This window comes from Chryseobacterium shigense (genome assembly GCF_900156575.1).
In the GTDB taxonomy this organism is placed as follows: domain Bacteria; phylum Bacteroidota; class Bacteroidia; order Flavobacteriales; family Weeksellaceae; genus Chryseobacterium; species Chryseobacterium shigense.
This window is the reverse complement of sequence record NZ_FTNY01000004.1, coordinates 1-15,141: the sequence shown is the minus strand read 5'-3', so window position 1 is coordinate 15,141 and position 15,141 is coordinate 1. Positions and strand designations below refer to the sequence as shown.

Genomic DNA, 15,141 nt, shown 5'->3' with positions numbered 1-15,141 from the left:
AATAAGTTTAAATTCAAAATTTTCTCCATTATTTGGTGGGAGTTGCCTTAATCTGAACCATGTCGCGAACCCCGGATCCATAAGTAACTCTAAACGCATTACTGCTGGATGCCAATCCATTTAAATTAACCACATAATTTCCTGCCGGCAATAAAAGGGTCGCATGAGGAGCTGTATAAAAGTTCCCTATAATAGTCGTAATATTGGCTGTGACCGCATTCATATAAGTGATGGTACTGTCTCCAAAGGGAGAGTTTAAAGCGATACCGCCCGGTGCTGTTGTAAATACAAAATTTGCTGTCACCAGCTTTATGGCTGCATCTCCTACTGGCGTATTGCTATCACCATTCACATTAAAGGACATCGAAATATTACCACTGAATTCCACACTGGAAGGCCTGTCTAAAGTAAAAGAAAATGTACTCAAGGTAGTGGTGGTAGGAGTGCCTGCAGCAATATCTATGGGAGTAGATGAGAGGAGATCAGTAATGGTACCTCCGGTTATCATTCTTACATCATTCAACGCGGATTTTCTCTGCCATTGGGTTCCGTCATTATAATATTCTCCGGGATATACCGGGTTGGCGGCAACAGAAGTATTGGTTGCCGTATTATATACCATCATTCCTTCCACATGAGCTGTTAGTGGTGAAGGATTATTGGTTGCAGTTAATGCTACTCTGGGTAATAAAAACCCTTTACTGGAACTTGTAATATCCAGCTGTGCATTGGGATTGGGAGTAGATATTCCTACGCCTACCTGAGCGTTCATAAATGAAAAGCAAGCAAGAAATAAAGGGATCGTATGTTGAATTTTTTTCATTTTGTGGTATTTAAATGGTGTTTAAAAAAAAGATGAACCTACCATTACTGTAACGGTGTCGCTCTAATCTGAATCATATCATGGGTGCCTCCACCATAACCTATTCTGAAAGCAGTTCCGCTTAACGTGGTACCTCTTAAATTAAGAACATAACTTCCTACAGGTAAGGTAATCACTCCGTAAGGATTCAGATAAACATCTCCCGTTGCTGTTCCTGCCGAAGAAAGTGCGGTAGTATAAGAAGTAGAATGATCACCAAAAAAAGCTGTTGTTGAAACTCCTGAAGGAGCTGTCGTAAATTGAAAATTAAGAGTACATAATTTAACAGCGCCGTCCGACAAAGGAGTGGTATTACTTCCTGAAGCAGTATACCGCGTAGAAACGTCAGCACTAAACTCCACAGTAGACGGTCTGTCCAATGTAAAAGAAATCGTACTGAGTATGGTAGTGGATGCCGTTTCGGCAACAACATCTGCTGTGGTTAATGAAATAGCATCCGTTATACCTCCGCCAGTGATCATTCTGGTATCATTCCATGTGGATTTTCTTAGCCATTGTGTGCCGTCATTGTAATATTCTCCCGGATATACCGGATTGGCCGCAACAGAAGTATTGGTGGCCGTATTATACACAGTCATTCCGGCAACATGGGCTGAAAGAGGGGAGGCACTGTTCGTAGACACAAGTGCAATTCTCGGAAGGAGTAGTCCTTTACTGGTACTTGTGACATCTACTTCAGCATTGGTATTCGGAGAAGATATTCCTATTCCCACCTGTGCTGTTACAAGTGAAAAGCCAGCTAATAAAAAAGGAACAACACAATTCAATTTTTTCATCTCTGTTTAGTTTTTATTTGATTTGTCAAAAAAACATTCCAATGGTTATAAGCGTTTTTTTAGTGAGTAATTAACAATTAATTGGTTTTTATTTTAATAGATATTCAGGTGTGTGGTGATTATTTCTTGTTATTAATAATTTCATTTTAATATATATACGAGGTAGAACGGGGTTTGGTTTTTATTTTTTTATTTTTTTTTCGTGATGTTTTTAATGCTTCTTTACAATAAAAAATGACACAAAAAACCCGCAAAATTTTTTGCGGGTTTTGTACAATATGGTTGGGCTCTTTAGTTAATATACGAAGCGTTAAATGATATTGAAATAGGTCTGCAAGGCATATTGGCGCCTGATGTTGTTCCATTATTAATAGCTCGTATCATTCTGATGTCTAATGTGTGATTTCCTGCGGACAGAAACTTAATGGTATTGATGGTAAATTGGGTATTGGTTCCGGCTGTGGTTTCCTGAGTCCGCAGATAACAGTCTGTTGCCGCTCCGTCAATATATAATCTTGCTTCATAAGTGGCCTGTCCACCTCCCGCAGGATTCCCTGTATAATCGATTCCAAGCATGAAATTAATAAATAAAGTTTTGCCTCCTGCAGGGATTGTAATCGTTTGTGATGTTCCCGTGACTATGGTCGCAGTAAGGTCATTGACATTATAATTGGCGCTATTCGTACTATTCACGGCAGCTGTATTAATACTTGCCGGAGCAGGATTGGCGACCGTAATTATATTTCCTGTGGCATCAACGCCTATAGCTTGTCCTGTACTGATGGGAGAGGCTGAGGTGAGATTGGTGAACTTTAATCCCGAGATATGGGCACTGCCGGAAGCAATTTCAAATTTTGAGCCGGGAGTATTGGTTCCTATACCCATATTTCCGTTACCCAGTATTATAATTTTTTCTCTGTTATTAGTTTTTAAAGCTAATGAAGCATCGTTGATAGTACCTATACTGAATTGAGTAGAATTTCCATAAGAATTGATTTGTGCCAGACTATTGTCATCCACATAAAGGTCGAGATGTGACGATCCCCCGGTCAGGTAAAGAGATCCTCGTGAAGATCCGTTGGCAGAAAGCGTTCCCAGAACCGAGCTTGCTACAATTCCTACACTGGTCATGCCATTCATAAAGACGAGAGGATTTCCATTGGTCGTTACTGTTCTTGTTCCCGATAGGAGGCCATTTGAATTATAGAAATTGGATGTCCCAAGTTTTGTCCAAGCTATTCCATTAAAATAATAATATCCTGTTGCATTCATATTGACGGCAGTTCCCGTTAATGTCCCTGTAGCAATACTATTGACGAAAATCAATGTTGAAATAGGAATAGCAGCCATGTTTTGGGCTCTTTCCCGGTCTACTCTGGGAATTAATAATCCATCAATACCGTTGCTTGTCCCTGTAGGATTTTTTGCATTAATATCAAGGGTGGAAAGTGGCAGGCTCGTATGAATTCCCATCTGTGCCATCACAAGAGACATTCCGGCAAATAGAAATATAATGGAGCGTTGAAATCTTTTCATGAAGTAGTTTTAAAATAATGATTAATGATCATGCTAATTAAATAGTCATTTCTTACTGATTTTAGGCTTAGTTTAAATAGGAAGCATTAAATGATACTGACAGGGGACTGCAAATCATATCTGCACCCGAAGTCGTCCCATTATTGAAAGTTCTCTGCATTCTAACGTCTATGATATGGTTTCCGGCTGCAAGAAACTTGATGGTACTGATGCTAAAGGAAGCATTTGCGCTGATTCCTATTTCCTGTGTTCTCATATAACAGTCGGTGGCAACACCATCTATATATAATCTTGCTTCATAGTATGCGGTTCCGCTTCCTGGGGGATTATTGAGGTACTCCACTCCAAGCATAAAATGGATAAATAAAGCTTTTCCACCCATGGGAATAGAGATCGATTGTGATGTTCCGGATATAACCGCAGCGGTGAGATCATTTACATTAAAGCTGGCTTCAGCTGTACTGTTTACCGATGAAGTGCTTACAGTAGTTGGGTTGGGATTAGCAACCGTCACTACATTTCCATTGGCATCCACACCCAAAGCCTGCCCTGTACCTATTGGAGAGGAAGAGGTAAGATCAGTAAACCTTAAGCCCGATGTATTTGCAGTTCCTGAATTTAATTCCAATGCAGTATTAGGGGAAGTAGTGCCGATTCCTACATTTCCATTATTCAGTAAGGTAAGTTTTTCTGTTCCGTTTGTTTTAAGAGAAAGAGGGGCTGTATTAGTGGTTCCGATAGTTAATTTTGTGATTGTTCCTGAAGAATTCATTTGGGTCGCATTGCCATTGTCTGCATAGGTTTCCAATGTTTCGGCAGATGAAGATAAAGTGACAGACCCTTTAGCTGATCCGCTTGCTGAAAATCCGCCCTCTGTTTCGCTGGTGATAATGCCGATAGTACTGGTTCCGTTGACAAAGCTGATAGGATTTCCATTGGTTGTTATTAATCTGAGCCCGTTTAAAGTGCCGTCTGAAGTATAGAGAGTGTTGGAAGGAATGAGTTTTATCCAGGACGTTCCGTTAAAATAGTAAAATCCGGTTGTATCTATATTGACAGCAGTGCCGTTTTGGGTGCCGGTGGCAATACTATTGATGTAAATCATTGTAGAAACAGGAACACTACTCATACTCTGTGCTCTTTGTCTGTCTATTCTGGGGACCAGTATTCCATCTATATCTGTGGAAGTACCTGTAGCATGTTTAGCATTAATGTCTAATGTGGAAAGAGGAGCGGGAGTATTAATACCCACTTGTGCATACATAAGTGAATAGCCTGAAATAATGAATAATATGGAGAGTTGTAATATTTTCATGGAAATTTTTTAAGAGGATACGTCATTAATTTTACGGTAAAAGAAAGTAATGGATTACTTGAATGATCTGCATTAATTCAAATAAGTAGCATTGAATGACATAGAAATCGGGATGCAGAGCATATTGACACCTGAAGCCACTCCATTATTAAAGGTTCGCGTCATTCTTACATCGATGGTATGATTTCCGGCTGCAAGAAATTTCACTGTATTAAAGCTGAACTGAGCACTGAATCCACCAGGTCCGTATTCCTGAGTCCGCATATAGCAGTCGGTAGCTGCACCGTCTATATACAATCTTGCCTCATAGTAAGAGGCGCCACTTCCTGCAGGATTGCTGCCATAATCTATTCCCAGCATGAAATTGATAAACAATGCTTTTCCACCTGTAGGAATAGCCACAGTCTGTGACGTTCCCGGTACCATGATCACAGTCGTGTCGTTTACATTAAAACTGGCTCCCGTGGTACTGTTTACAGAAGCAGTTGTGACGCTTGCAGGCGTTGGATTGGCTACAGTTATGACATTTCCCGCAGCATCTACGCCTAAAGTTTGTCCTGTACTGATGGGAGATAAAGAAGTAAGGTTCGTAAGTTTTGTCCCTGAAATATGGGCTGTACCGGAAGAAATTTCCAGTTTTGTATTGGGGGTTGAGGTTCCTACACCTGTATTTCCATTACTTAAAATGGTAATTCGATCCGTTCCGTTCGTTTTAAGAACAAGAGGAGAAGCGTTGGTAGAACCGATACTGAGTTGAGTAGAAGTTCCGAAAGAGACCAGTTGGGCAATACCTGTATTGTTTACATAATAATCAAGATTTGCCGAACCTCCGGCCAGATTTAACCATCCTCTTGATGATCCGTTGGCTGAAAGGGCGGCTTGAGTGGCTGAAGTGACAAGTTTTACATTGTTTACTCCATTAATAAAACTTAGCAGATTGCCATTGGTCGTCACAATTCGGGGATCAGATAACATCCCGTCATAATTATAAATATTGAGTGAAGTAACAAGTTTGCTCCATACTGTTCCATCAAAATAATAATATCCCACAGAATCGATACGGGCTGCTGTACCGGTTAATGTTCCTGTGGCAATATTGTTAACATAGATTAATGTTGATACAGGAACCGGGGTCATGCTTTGTGCTCTTTGTCTGTCTACCCGCGGCACCAGCAATCCCTCTGTATCTGTAGAAGTTCCTGTTGAATTCTTTGCACTGATATCCAGTGTAGAAGAAGGAGAAGGAGTGTTGATGCCTGATTGAGCAGTCGTGAAAGCAAAATTTGTCAGTAAGAATAGAAGAGAAAATGGTACTCTTTTCATGGTTTAGTTTTACAAGAAGAATTAATGATTGCTATGTTGCAAATATTAATCTTTTATTTTAAAAGTACCTTAAGAAAGAGAATAATATTCTATTAAACCGTTATAATTGATGTTTTTAATTATTCTTCTTCACCTTCATCCTCCTCATCCTCATACTGTTCCAGATAATAAGTGAAAGTGAAATCTTCTGTTTCGTCCTCGGCGTCTTCAAGAGTCGTCAGCAGATCTTCAAAGATTTCCAGCTGATCTACGGTCATGTTAACGAATTCAAGGTGAAGCGGCATTTCCAGTTCCCCGGTAATGACATCAGAAAGCGCATCCAGGTTATCTCCGAAATGTTCCGGAAGACTTATTTTTTCCTTTAATTGGGCGTAAAAATCTTCATAGTCTCCGATGTTTGTAAAATCGATATATATTGTCTTCATATTCTTTTTTTATTCATTTAATATTAGTCATTGCGAGGAGCTAGCGACGAAGCAATCTCAAAAAATATCCATGATATTTTCGATATCATCTGCTAAATCTCTCCAATCAGGATTTATTGAATTTATTAAATCTATTTTCTTTTGCCTTGAGCCTGCCTTGATTTGCTTTTCACGAAAAATAGCATCTCCTATCTCCTGAAATGATTCCCAGTAGACCAGTATATATAAGTTATATCTTGACGTGAAGCTTTGCTGGTAATACATTTCTTTATGTTCTTGCACACGTTTGGGCAGGTTTGAAGTAACTCCTGTATAAAGAGTTGTTTTGTTCTTGTTGGTCATAATGTAAACAAAACCTGGTTTCATATTCCTTTATCATAAAGATTGCTTCGTCGCTACGCTCCTCGCAATGACAAGCTTAATTACTGCTTCTCAAAGCTCTTATAATGGTTTTTGGTTAAATAAACATCTCCGTTTCGCGTAAAAATAATACGGTCTGCATTTCGGTTTCCACATCGGTAGTTCACATCCGCTTCATAATATTTTTCATCTCCCGGAAGCCTCTTCTCCCGGTTGCTGAACTTGTCACCACCGATTGCTCTTCCCGGCAATACGTCGCACAGGTTTCCTTTGGAAGGATTCCACCCCAGTTTTCTGGCTTCATTTTTAGAGATGTAATAATCCGGAAGTCTGTGGTTTTGCTTAACGTAGCTAATGACTTTTTTTTCCTCTGTAATCTGGTCGATGGACTGGGAAGAAGACTGTTCAGGGATATCTCGGGAAGCTGTGGAAACTTTTGCATTTCTCGAAACTTCCGTTTGTGCAGCTTCTGTATTTGTTTTTTTGTCCGCAATAAAATTATTGTAGATATACATCACAGACATTCCGAAGAGAAGTCCAAGACAAATAAAAAATACAGATCTTATTTTACCGTTCATATATAAAATTTATCACTCAAAGCTAATCATTTCTCCATTCCTCAGGAATATCGCAAACCGGGATAGGATTTATTTTATGTTGAGCTGCTTTATGCATTCTGTCAAAAATTAAAAATACTTCTTGATCACGGCCTTCATAGTCGTCGGCAGTTTTGGTTCCGTATTCTTTCTGGATTTTTTCCAGTTCTGGATAGGTCGCTCCGATTTGTTGTTCATCAGTTCTGTCTACATCCCAAAGACCGTCTGTAGGAATGGCTTCCTGGATGTTTTTAACCAGATTTAAAGCTTTTGCAAGCGTATATACTTCAGTTTTGTAAAGGTCTGCAATAGGAGAGACGTCTACACCGCCATCACCATATTTTGTATAAAATCCTATTCCGAAATCCTCTACCTTATTTCCCGTTCCACATACCAGAAGACCATTCAGCTGTCCGTAATAATACAATGTAAGCATTCTCAGACGAGATCTGGTGTTGGCAAAAGCCAGTTTCTCATTGGGAAACAGATCATCTTTTACATCAAAAGTTTTATAAAGTTCTTCGAAAGCAGGAGTCAGGTTCACAGACATGGCCTCTACGTTAGGAAACTTAGATTTCAGATCATTCATATGTTCCCAGGCACGGTCTATCTGATCCGGCTTCTGGCGGATAGGCATTTCGATAACAAGAGTTTTCAATCCTGTCATAGCGGCAAGAGTAGAAACCACACCGGAATCCACACCTCCGGAAACCCCAATAACATAGCCGTTTACTTTGGCTTTTACAGCATAATCTTTTAACCACTGTACAATATGATCTATTACTTTTTGAGTCTGCATTATTTATATTTTTTTAGTCTGTTTCAAATTCATTTTTTAGTCCATCTTCAGTCCGCTCAACAGTCACGTCATTACCTTCAGGAATCAATTGGAAAAGAGATTCCAAAATTACAGGTTTTTTCGGAATCAAATTGACGATAGTTGAAATGTCTGCGAAGTATAAGCGGTACTCTCATCTTCCTGATTGGGTCATTATATTATGGTATATATTTTTCGCGTTTGAGCTCATACCAGTTACAGATCCCATCAGGTTCTTCAAATTCACTGGTTTTCACAAAGCCTAATTTGGTTAGAATATGATTGGAACCCTCGTTTTCACAATGGGCATAAGCATAGATAACATCAGCTTTCATATCAATAAATCCAAGATCCAGAGATGCTCTTGCCGCCTCCATTGCATAGCCTTTACCCCATGACTCAGGTAAATAACGGTAACCGAGATCCAATACATTTTTATAACCGTTGGTCTCTTCAGTAAGCCGTTTCAATCCGCTCCAGCCGATTAAAAGTCCGGATTCCTTTTCAATGACAGCCAATCTTCCTGTACCATTTTCATCATATTGTTTCCGGATCATTCTGATCACGTTTAATGATTCATATCGCTCTGTGAGTACCGGAACGCCAATGTATTTCATTACTTCAGGATTAGAATCCAAAAGAAACATCCGTTCAACATCGGTTTCTTCAAGTTTTCGTAAGATCAGCCTTTTTGTTTCTATTTTCATATTCATAATTTAGAGCTCAGTTCCGAAAATCGTAACGTCGGTTTTCGTTCCTTTCCTGATGTCTGCTTCCTTCATTTTATTTCCGCCTACGTTCAGTGTTTGAAGGGCCGGGTTTCCGGAGATATCAAGTTTTTGAATCTTATTGTGTTCAACGTTCAGTTTTCTAAGATTTTTGAGCGCAGTGAGATCAATGGTTTTTAATTGATTTAAAGATAATGTTAATTGATCAATTTTTGGGGTGTCCTTTAATGAAATGTTCTCCAAAAGATTCTGGTCAAGATACAGTGAAGTCAGATTTTTAAGATCTTCTCCCTTAAAAGCCGAGATTCTGCATCCTGTACAGGAAAATAGCTCTAGATGTGGGAAATTGGCAATAGACACATGGGAAATAGTATTGTCATCCAGCACGATCATTTTGACGTTGGGGAAGAAACGAGTATCTTCAGCCGATTGAATTCCTTTTTGAACCAGAAATAAATTAGTGACTACGTCTGCCTCCAGCTGTTCCAGCGAACCATTTTTATTAAGATCAAAATTTTCCAGTACAGCCTTTTCAAAGTTTTGATCTTTAAAATTAATTTTTTGAGCTGAAAAAAAAGAAAATCCTGACATAATCAGGCAGAGGGTTGCAAATATTTTAATTTTCCTCATCGATTGTGTTTTTAATCCTTATTTTTGTACACTTAAATTTCATGTAAAAATAATGAAGATTTTTAGAATTATTGCCCTTTCTTCCATTTTAGTTCTTGCTTTGGATTCCTGTAAAAAAGAACCCGGAAACCAGTGGAAAGTAGAAATAAAAGATACTGCAGAAAAAGTTGAATTAACGGATATTTCCAAACAGTTTTACAATCAGGATATTCCTCTTGAACAATTTAAAGCTAAATTTCCATGGTTCCAGGGAACCGTTTCTGATGCCGATTTTGGAAAAAGAAGAGCGGACGTCGAAGAGATCAAGATCTATAAAGAAGCAGCGGGCAAAATAGATGAGACCAAGCTTCAGAAAGAACTTCAGGACCTGTTTGCTCATATAAAATATTATTTTCCGCAGTTCAAAAATCCTAAAGTTTATTTGTTTTCATCAGCATTACAGATGGTTCAGGACCCTATTTTTTATGATTCAAAAGGAAATCTTCTCTTCATCGATATCACAGGATTTATGGGAGATGGAAATGCCAATTACAAAGGACTTGAGTTATATTTTCAGAAGTCGATGAACCCACAGAATATGGTTCCTAAAGTTTCCCAGATCTTTGCCGAAAATATTGTAACAGAAGATCCGGATCATCAGAAATTCATAGATAAAGTCATTCTGAATGGAAAAATCATGATCTTACAGGATGCCTTCCTTCCGGAGACGCCGGATTATCTTAAAATGAACTATACCAAAAAACAGTACGATTGGGCTGTATCTAATGAGTCCAATATCTGGAATTATTTTGTAGAAAGTAATCTGATCTTCGGAGATGATCCCAGGTTGGTCGAACGTTTTATTTCTCCGGGACCTTTCTCCAAATTTTATACAGAAATTGATAATGAGTCTTCCCCTCAGATCGGAATCTTTACCGGATGGCAGATCTGCAAAGCCTATTTCAGACAGAAACCCGAAACCAAACTGGTGGATTTCTTAAAGTTTGACGGCACAAAGATATTTAATGAAGCAGTCTACAAACCTAAAAAACCATAACATTTAAAATAAATGATAACCTTCAAATTAATTTGAAGGTTATTTTTTTAATGGGAAACTTTATATTTATTGCGGCTTCAACGAAGGAATTCTTTTTTACTTTAATAGTCATTTCCTGGTGAAGATAACTTCGTAGAAATTTTAGATAAGCTGAAGAAGTAGTAACTTTGCGGAAAAATTTTAGATTGATATGAGAAAAACTCAGATTACAATAGATGTAGAGTTGGATGAGAACCACATTCCTGAAAGCATAACATGGAACGCTCAGGACGGCGGGGTAGAAAAAGAGGAAACAAAAGCTACGATGATCTCTGTTTGGGACGACAAAACAATGGAAGCTTTAAGAATCGATCTTTGGACAAAAGAAATGCCTGTAGATCAGATGAAAATGTTTATTCATCAGATTTTGGTATCTTTAGGAAGTACATACCAGAGAGCTACCGGAGAAGAAGATGTCGCACAGTGGCTGGAGCAGATAGCGGATGAATTCGCAATTAAATCAGCCATCAGATCGGTATAGCAAAACTCCACACCAATCACAAAATTATATGAAAAAAGCACTTTTACTCATCAGTACAGCGGTAATGTTGGCCGCATGCAGCAAAAAAAACGAACTCAAAGAAACAAAAACAGGAGATTCTGTTGTCATGGCAGAAAAACTTCCTGCTTCAGAAAATAATGAAGTTTCAGGGACTGAGAAAGTTGCTGAAAATGCAGATCTGGATATTTCTTTATTCAAAGAAAAGGAGATTCCTGCAGCGATGGTAAAGGGAAGCCTTCATCCTCATGACATGGAAGGAGAATCTATTATGGAGCTTGTTCCTGGTATGGATGATTTCATTAAAGGAAACGGCTCAGATATTGCTTATATAGATCATTCTCTGAAAAAAATCATTCTCAAAATCAATGGAAAGTTTGAAGAACTGAAAGAAACAGGGAAAGATCAGTATGAAAACAGTGAATATCAGGTTTCTTACACAACCACTGTTCCTGATAAGATTCCGCAAGAGATAGAAGCAGTAACTTACGCTTTTAACGGAAAGCTGGAAGTGAAAAGAAAATCCGATAACGTTTCAAAAAGCCTTGACTTTTTTATGGCAGGCTTATAAAAAATAAAAATATTATGAATTTTAATACAAAAGTAATTCACGGAGGGCAGCATCATGAGTCTGCAACAGGTTCTGTAAATGTTCCTGTATTTTTAACGTCTACATTTGCACAAAAAAGTCCGGGTGTACATTCCGGATACGAATATTCAAGAGCAGCCAATCCTACAAGACAGGCATTGGAAGACTCTTTGGCAAGCATTGAGAACGGAGCAAGAGGTCTTGCTTTCGGTTCCGGACTGGCAGCTATCGACTGTGTGTTAAAATTACTGAACCCTGGCGATGAGGTAGTAGCTGTAGATGACCTTTACGGGGGTACCTACAGAATGTTTACAAGACTTTTTGAAAAATATCAGCTGAAATTTACTTTCGTGAATTTTGACGATGTTTCTAAAATTGCAGAGGTCATCACAGACAAAACCAAACTGATCTGGGTAGAAACACCTACGAATCCTTTGATGAAACTCGTAGACATCAAAGCGGTAGTGGAAATGGCAAAAGGAAAAGATATTTTAGTGGCTGTAGATAATACTTTTGCAACACCTTATATTCAAAGACCAATTGATCTGGGAGCAGATATCGTGATGCACTCAGCTACAAAATACTTAGGCGGACATTCAGATGTCATTGCCGGAGCATTGATTGCAAAAGATGCTGAATTGGGAGAAAAACTGCATTTCATTCAGTTTGCGAGTGGTGGTATTTTGGGACCTCACGATTCTTATCTGGTTTTAAGAGGAATCAAAACTTTAGCATTAAGAATGCAGCGTCATTCTGATAACGGACTTGCCGTAGCTAAATATCTTGAAACGCATCCTGCAGTGGATCGGGTGATTTACCCTGGATTGGAATCTCATCCTCAGTACGAACTGGCAAAATCTCAAATGAGAGAACCTGGAGGAATGGTTTCTTTTACTTTTAAATCAGGCAAAAAAGAAGATGCAGTTAAATTCTTGGAGAAAGTAAGAGTTTTCACTTTAGCAGAATCTTTAGGAGGAGTAGAATCATTAGCCAATCACCCTGCATTGATGACGCATGCTTCTATTCCTGCAGATAAGCGTGAGGAATTAGGGATTACAGATGATCTTGTTCGTTTAAGCGTTGGGATCGAAGATGCAGAAGATCTTATTGCAGATCTTGAGAAAGCTTTTTCTTAATACTTTAAAATACAATATAATGAGAAAGATGCAATTCTTTTTAATCTTAAGTTTTTTTAGTCAGATCGTCTATTCCCAGGTAAAAACTACCGATGAATTATACAAAACAGCCAAAAAGCTGGATAGTCTGATCTTTAATATAGGATTTAATACCTGTGATCTTTCTCATTATCAATCTATAGTAAGCAACGACCTGGAGTTTTACCACGATAAAGGTGGAATTACTTCCGGAGAGAAAGCCTTTACCGCCTCCATAAAAAATAATATTTGTGGAGGACCGAATAAAATAAGACGTGATCTGGTTCCGAATAGTATGAAAGTCTATCCTTTGTACAATAATAATGTTTTGTATGCTTTCATAGAAGAAGGAGAACATGATTTTTTTGAATTTTCAAATGAAAAATGGAATCAGGGAAGTCGTGCAAAATTTACCATTCTGTGGATTCTTGAAGATAAGCAATGGAAAATGAAAAGAGTGTTAAGCTACGATCATCATTTATAATCAATATGAAGAATACCAGAAAAGCTACTTTTGGAGATGTAAGTCAATTGGCAGAATTATTTGACCAATACAGAATTTTTTATCACAAAGAGTCTGATATCCCTTCTGCGGAAAATTTTCTTAAAGAAAGACTCAAGAACAGAGACTCTGAAATTTTTGTAGCAGAGGAAGAGGGGAAACTGACAGGATTTGTTCAGCTCTATCCTATATTTTCATCCACAAGAATGCAGCGTTACTGGTTATTGAACGATCTTTATGTCAACGAAAATCATAGAGGGAAAGGGTATTCCAAAGAATTGATTGAAGAAGCAAAAGAACTTTGCCGATCATCAGATGCGTGCGGAGTCCTGTTGGAAACTGGAAAAAATAATGACATCGGAAATCAGTTATATCCGGCTTGCGGCTTTCAATTGTATGATTCAGTGAATTTTTATGAATGGACAAACAAAAGAAATTAAAAATGTGAATGGTCAATAAGCAATGGTTAAATGGTCTTTTCTAAACCATCACTGCTGATTTCATTCATCACTAATAACTTATTAACTCAAAAAAATATGTCTGATTTTCAAAAATACGTACAAAGATACCTTGATAAGATCCCTTCTGAGGACTGGATAGGAGAATTAAAAAGATCTGGGGAAAAAACCCTGGAGGTATATTCTGCCATTACCGAAGAACAATCTCTTTTTGCCTATGCAGAAGGAAAATGGACACTAAAAGAGCTTTTATTACATTTATCTGATACTGAAAGAATATTTCAATACAGAATTCTGGCTTTTGCAAGAGGGGAGAAGGCGGAATTACCTGGCTTCGATGAAGAAAATTATGCTGCGGCTTCTTTTGCCAATCATAGATCTTTAGAATCCTTGCTTGAAGAATATAAACTGATAAGAAGGTCTTCACAAATACTACTTGAAACTATTGAGCCATCTGTTTTAAAAAATACAGGTATAGCTAACGGAAATCCATTGGCTGTAGAAACGATCGGAAAACTGCTAGTAGGACACAATTATCATCATTTGAGCATTATTGAAGAAAGATATTTATCGGAATTGAAATAGTTTTTATAGAGATAATTGATTCTCGTAAAATTTTTAAATTTCTTTTGTTTTCAACTTAATCAGATTGGGAATTTTATGCGGTAAAATGCTATTATACAATCTCAGGAGCACAAGAAATTTTCATTTCTCCAATAGAAAATAGTTACCTAACTTTTTATACATATATAATAGGAGTATTCTCTTAAAAGTAAAAAGCTTCCTAAACTTGTGAAATCTCTAACTTAGCTCTATTCTAAACTCAGAGATTCTAGATCAACTATTCTTTATCGTGTCTACATAAAGTCCATTACCAAATAAAATTTCAGAATACAGAACATATTTAGCCAAAAGCCCTTCTTAAGTCAAAATCTTCTACGATCAGACTCTGTATAGGATAGATTAAATAACTCCTACGCCGATTTTTTAAGCCTTATCTATATACAAAATAAACAGTAGACCTGTTTTTACATAAAAACTTCATTTAAGATTAAACATTAGTTTAAATTTTTCTCTCTGCCTACCAGCTGTTTATGTTCCAATATGACGGAATGGTAAATTTTATGTTAAATAAGTTTGTTTTGCTATGTGATAAGTTGTTATCTTTGCCCCACTGAAAAACGCGAGTTATCCAGTAGCACAGAAGAGCTTTTAGATAAGCAATAGTATTTATGAAATGCTTTAATAAGATAAAAAAAGAGCTTACAATTTTTTAGAAATAAAAGTTGCGGGCGTTAAAAATTTTCTTATCTTTGCAGTCCGGTTAAACGGAGCGCAGAAGCAGTAAGGACAGATGTTTGTAGAGGGATTAAGGTTACTAAAAAAACTTTAAATTTTCTTTGGTAAACATTTTGTCAGTTAGAAATAAATACTTACTTTTGCAACCGCAAATAGGGAACAGAACGACAGAAAAG

The 15,141-nt window shown here is 37.7% G+C and carries 18 protein-coding genes; 7 read left to right on the top strand and 11 right to left on the bottom strand.

Annotated elements, in window-relative coordinates; translation table 11 throughout:
- Nucleotides 1-28 precede the first annotated feature (28 nt).
- The 11 genes from BW964_RS13525 to BW964_RS13475 form a co-directional block, all read right to left on the bottom strand.
- The gene (locus tag BW964_RS13525) at nucleotides 29-823 is read right to left on the bottom strand and encodes a hypothetical protein (RefSeq protein WP_076507982.1); all 795 of its coding nucleotides are present in this window, start codon (nucleotides 821-823) and stop codon (nucleotides 29-31) included.
- A 44-nt stretch (nucleotides 824-867) separates the two neighbouring features.
- The gene (locus tag BW964_RS13520) at nucleotides 868-1,659 is read right to left on the bottom strand and encodes a hypothetical protein (RefSeq protein WP_076507981.1); all 792 of its coding nucleotides are present in this window, start codon (nucleotides 1,657-1,659) and stop codon (nucleotides 868-870) included.
- 291 nt (nucleotides 1,660-1,950) lie between these two features.
- Nucleotides 1,951-3,195 (bottom strand): hypothetical protein, encoded by a 1,245-nt coding sequence (locus BW964_RS13515; protein ID WP_123912037.1) that lies wholly within the window; start codon nucleotides 3,193-3,195, stop codon nucleotides 1,951-1,953.
- A gap of 67 nt (nucleotides 3,196-3,262) precedes the next feature.
- Nucleotides 3,263-4,510 carry a hypothetical protein gene (locus BW964_RS13510; RefSeq protein ID WP_123912036.1) on the bottom strand — a complete coding sequence of 416 codons (1,248 nt, stop codon included), beginning with the start codon at nucleotides 4,508-4,510 and terminating at the stop codon, nucleotides 3,263-3,265.
- 72 nt (nucleotides 4,511-4,582) lie between these two features.
- A complete protein-coding gene (locus tag BW964_RS13505) occupies nucleotides 4,583-5,833 on the bottom strand; it encodes a hypothetical protein (RefSeq protein WP_076507976.1) in 1,251 nt (416 codons plus the stop codon).
- Between the two features lie 119 nt (nucleotides 5,834-5,952).
- Nucleotides 5,953-6,258: a barstar family protein gene (locus BW964_RS13500; RefSeq protein WP_076507975.1), complete on the bottom strand. Its 306-nt coding sequence runs from the start codon at nucleotides 6,256-6,258 to the stop codon at nucleotides 5,953-5,955.
- Nucleotides 6,259-6,315: 57 nt separating this feature from the next.
- Nucleotides 6,316-6,624, bottom strand: a complete 309-nt coding sequence (locus BW964_RS13495) for a GIY-YIG nuclease family protein (protein ID WP_076507973.1) — start codon at nucleotides 6,622-6,624, stop codon at nucleotides 6,316-6,318.
- A 56-nt stretch (nucleotides 6,625-6,680) separates the two neighbouring features.
- Nucleotides 6,681-7,196, bottom strand: coding sequence for a ribonuclease domain-containing protein (locus tag BW964_RS13490; RefSeq protein WP_084175867.1), 516 nt, complete (start codon nucleotides 7,194-7,196; stop codon nucleotides 6,681-6,683).
- A 22-nt stretch (nucleotides 7,197-7,218) separates the two neighbouring features.
- Nucleotides 7,219-8,013, bottom strand: coding sequence for an NAD(+) synthase (gene nadE, locus BW964_RS13485; RefSeq protein ID WP_076507970.1), 795 nt, complete (start codon nucleotides 8,011-8,013; stop codon nucleotides 7,219-7,221).
- 197 nt (nucleotides 8,014-8,210) lie between these two features.
- Complete coding sequence (locus tag BW964_RS13480) at nucleotides 8,211-8,738, bottom strand: GNAT family N-acetyltransferase (protein WP_228432174.1); 528 nt, start codon at nucleotides 8,736-8,738, stop codon at nucleotides 8,211-8,213.
- A 9-nt stretch (nucleotides 8,739-8,747) separates the two neighbouring features.
- Nucleotides 8,748-9,389, bottom strand: coding sequence for a leucine-rich repeat domain-containing protein (locus BW964_RS13475; RefSeq protein WP_076507967.1), 642 nt, complete (start codon nucleotides 9,387-9,389; stop codon nucleotides 8,748-8,750).
- Nucleotides 9,390-9,441: 52 nt separating this feature from the next.
- Here BW964_RS13475 and gldB point away from each other — a divergent pair, with 52 nt between their 5' ends.
- The 7 genes from gldB (at nucleotide 9,442) to BW964_RS13440 (ending at nucleotide 14,251) form a co-directional block, all read left to right on the top strand.
- Entirely contained in the window at nucleotides 9,442-10,425 is a 984-nt protein-coding gene (gene gldB / locus BW964_RS13470) for a gliding motility lipoprotein GldB (protein ID WP_084175864.1), read from the top strand.
- A gap of 190 nt (nucleotides 10,426-10,615) precedes the next feature.
- Nucleotides 10,616-10,945, top strand: coding sequence for a gliding motility protein GldC (gene gldC, locus BW964_RS13465; protein ID WP_076507966.1), 330 nt, complete (start codon nucleotides 10,616-10,618; stop codon nucleotides 10,943-10,945).
- A 28-nt stretch (nucleotides 10,946-10,973) separates the two neighbouring features.
- The gene (locus BW964_RS13460; protein WP_076507964.1) at nucleotides 10,974-11,534 is read left to right on the top strand and encodes a hypothetical protein; all 561 of its coding nucleotides are present in this window, start codon (nucleotides 10,974-10,976) and stop codon (nucleotides 11,532-11,534) included.
- 11 nt (nucleotides 11,535-11,545) lie between these two features.
- A complete protein-coding gene (locus BW964_RS13455; protein ID WP_262484547.1) occupies nucleotides 11,546-12,688 on the top strand; it encodes a cystathionine gamma-synthase in 1,143 nt (380 codons plus the stop codon).
- Nucleotides 12,689-12,707: 19 nt separating this feature from the next.
- Entirely contained in the window at nucleotides 12,708-13,190 is a 483-nt protein-coding gene (locus BW964_RS13450; RefSeq protein WP_076507961.1) for a nuclear transport factor 2 family protein, read from the top strand.
- Nucleotides 13,191-13,195: 5 nt separating this feature from the next.
- Nucleotides 13,196-13,648 (top strand): GNAT family N-acetyltransferase, encoded by a 453-nt coding sequence (locus BW964_RS13445; protein WP_076507959.1) that lies wholly within the window; start codon nucleotides 13,196-13,198, stop codon nucleotides 13,646-13,648.
- Nucleotides 13,649-13,744: 96 nt separating this feature from the next.
- Entirely contained in the window at nucleotides 13,745-14,251 is a 507-nt protein-coding gene (locus BW964_RS13440) for a DinB family protein (protein ID WP_076508945.1), read from the top strand.
- The last annotated feature ends 890 nt before the right edge of the window (nucleotides 14,252-15,141 follow it).

Coding starts and splice junctions, on each gene's coding strand:
- BW964_RS13525 (WP_076507982.1), bottom strand. CDS start 823: ATGAAAAAAATTCAACATACGATCCCTTTATTTCTTGCTTGCTTTTCA.
- BW964_RS13520 (WP_076507981.1), bottom strand. CDS start 1,659: ATGAAAAAATTGAATTGTGTTGTTCCTTTTTTATTAGCTGGCTTTTCA.
- BW964_RS13515 (WP_123912037.1), bottom strand. CDS start 3,195: ATGAAAAGATTTCAACGCTCCATTATATTTCTATTTGCCGGAATGTCT.
- BW964_RS13510 (WP_123912036.1), bottom strand. CDS start 4,510: ATGAAAATATTACAACTCTCCATATTATTCATTATTTCAGGCTATTCA.
- BW964_RS13505 (WP_076507976.1), bottom strand. CDS start 5,833: ATGAAAAGAGTACCATTTTCTCTTCTATTCTTACTGACAAATTTTGCT.
- BW964_RS13500 (WP_076507975.1), bottom strand. CDS start 6,258: ATGAAGACAATATATATCGATTTTACAAACATCGGAGACTATGAAGAT.
- BW964_RS13495 (WP_076507973.1), bottom strand. CDS start 6,624: ATGAAACCAGGTTTTGTTTACATTATGACCAACAAGAACAAAACAACT.
- BW964_RS13490 (WP_084175867.1), bottom strand. CDS start 7,196: ATGAACGGTAAAATAAGATCTGTATTTTTTATTTGTCTTGGACTTCTC.
- nadE (WP_076507970.1), bottom strand. CDS start 8,013: ATGCAGACTCAAAAAGTAATAGATCATATTGTACAGTGGTTAAAAGAT.
- BW964_RS13480 (WP_228432174.1), bottom strand. CDS start 8,738: ATGAAAATAGAAACAAAAAGGCTGATCTTACGAAAACTTGAAGAAACC.
- BW964_RS13475 (WP_076507967.1), bottom strand. CDS start 9,389: ATGAGGAAAATTAAAATATTTGCAACCCTCTGCCTGATTATGTCAGGA.
- gldB (WP_084175864.1), top strand. CDS start 9,442: ATGAAGATTTTTAGAATTATTGCCCTTTCTTCCATTTTAGTTCTTGCT.
- gldC (WP_076507966.1), top strand. CDS start 10,616: ATGAGAAAAACTCAGATTACAATAGATGTAGAGTTGGATGAGAACCAC.
- BW964_RS13460 (WP_076507964.1), top strand. CDS start 10,974: ATGAAAAAAGCACTTTTACTCATCAGTACAGCGGTAATGTTGGCCGCA.
- BW964_RS13450 (WP_076507961.1), top strand. CDS start 12,708: ATGAGAAAGATGCAATTCTTTTTAATCTTAAGTTTTTTTAGTCAGATC.
- BW964_RS13445 (WP_076507959.1), top strand. CDS start 13,196: ATGAAGAATACCAGAAAAGCTACTTTTGGAGATGTAAGTCAATTGGCA.
- BW964_RS13440 (WP_076508945.1), top strand. CDS start 13,745: ATGTCTGATTTTCAAAAATACGTACAAAGATACCTTGATAAGATCCCT.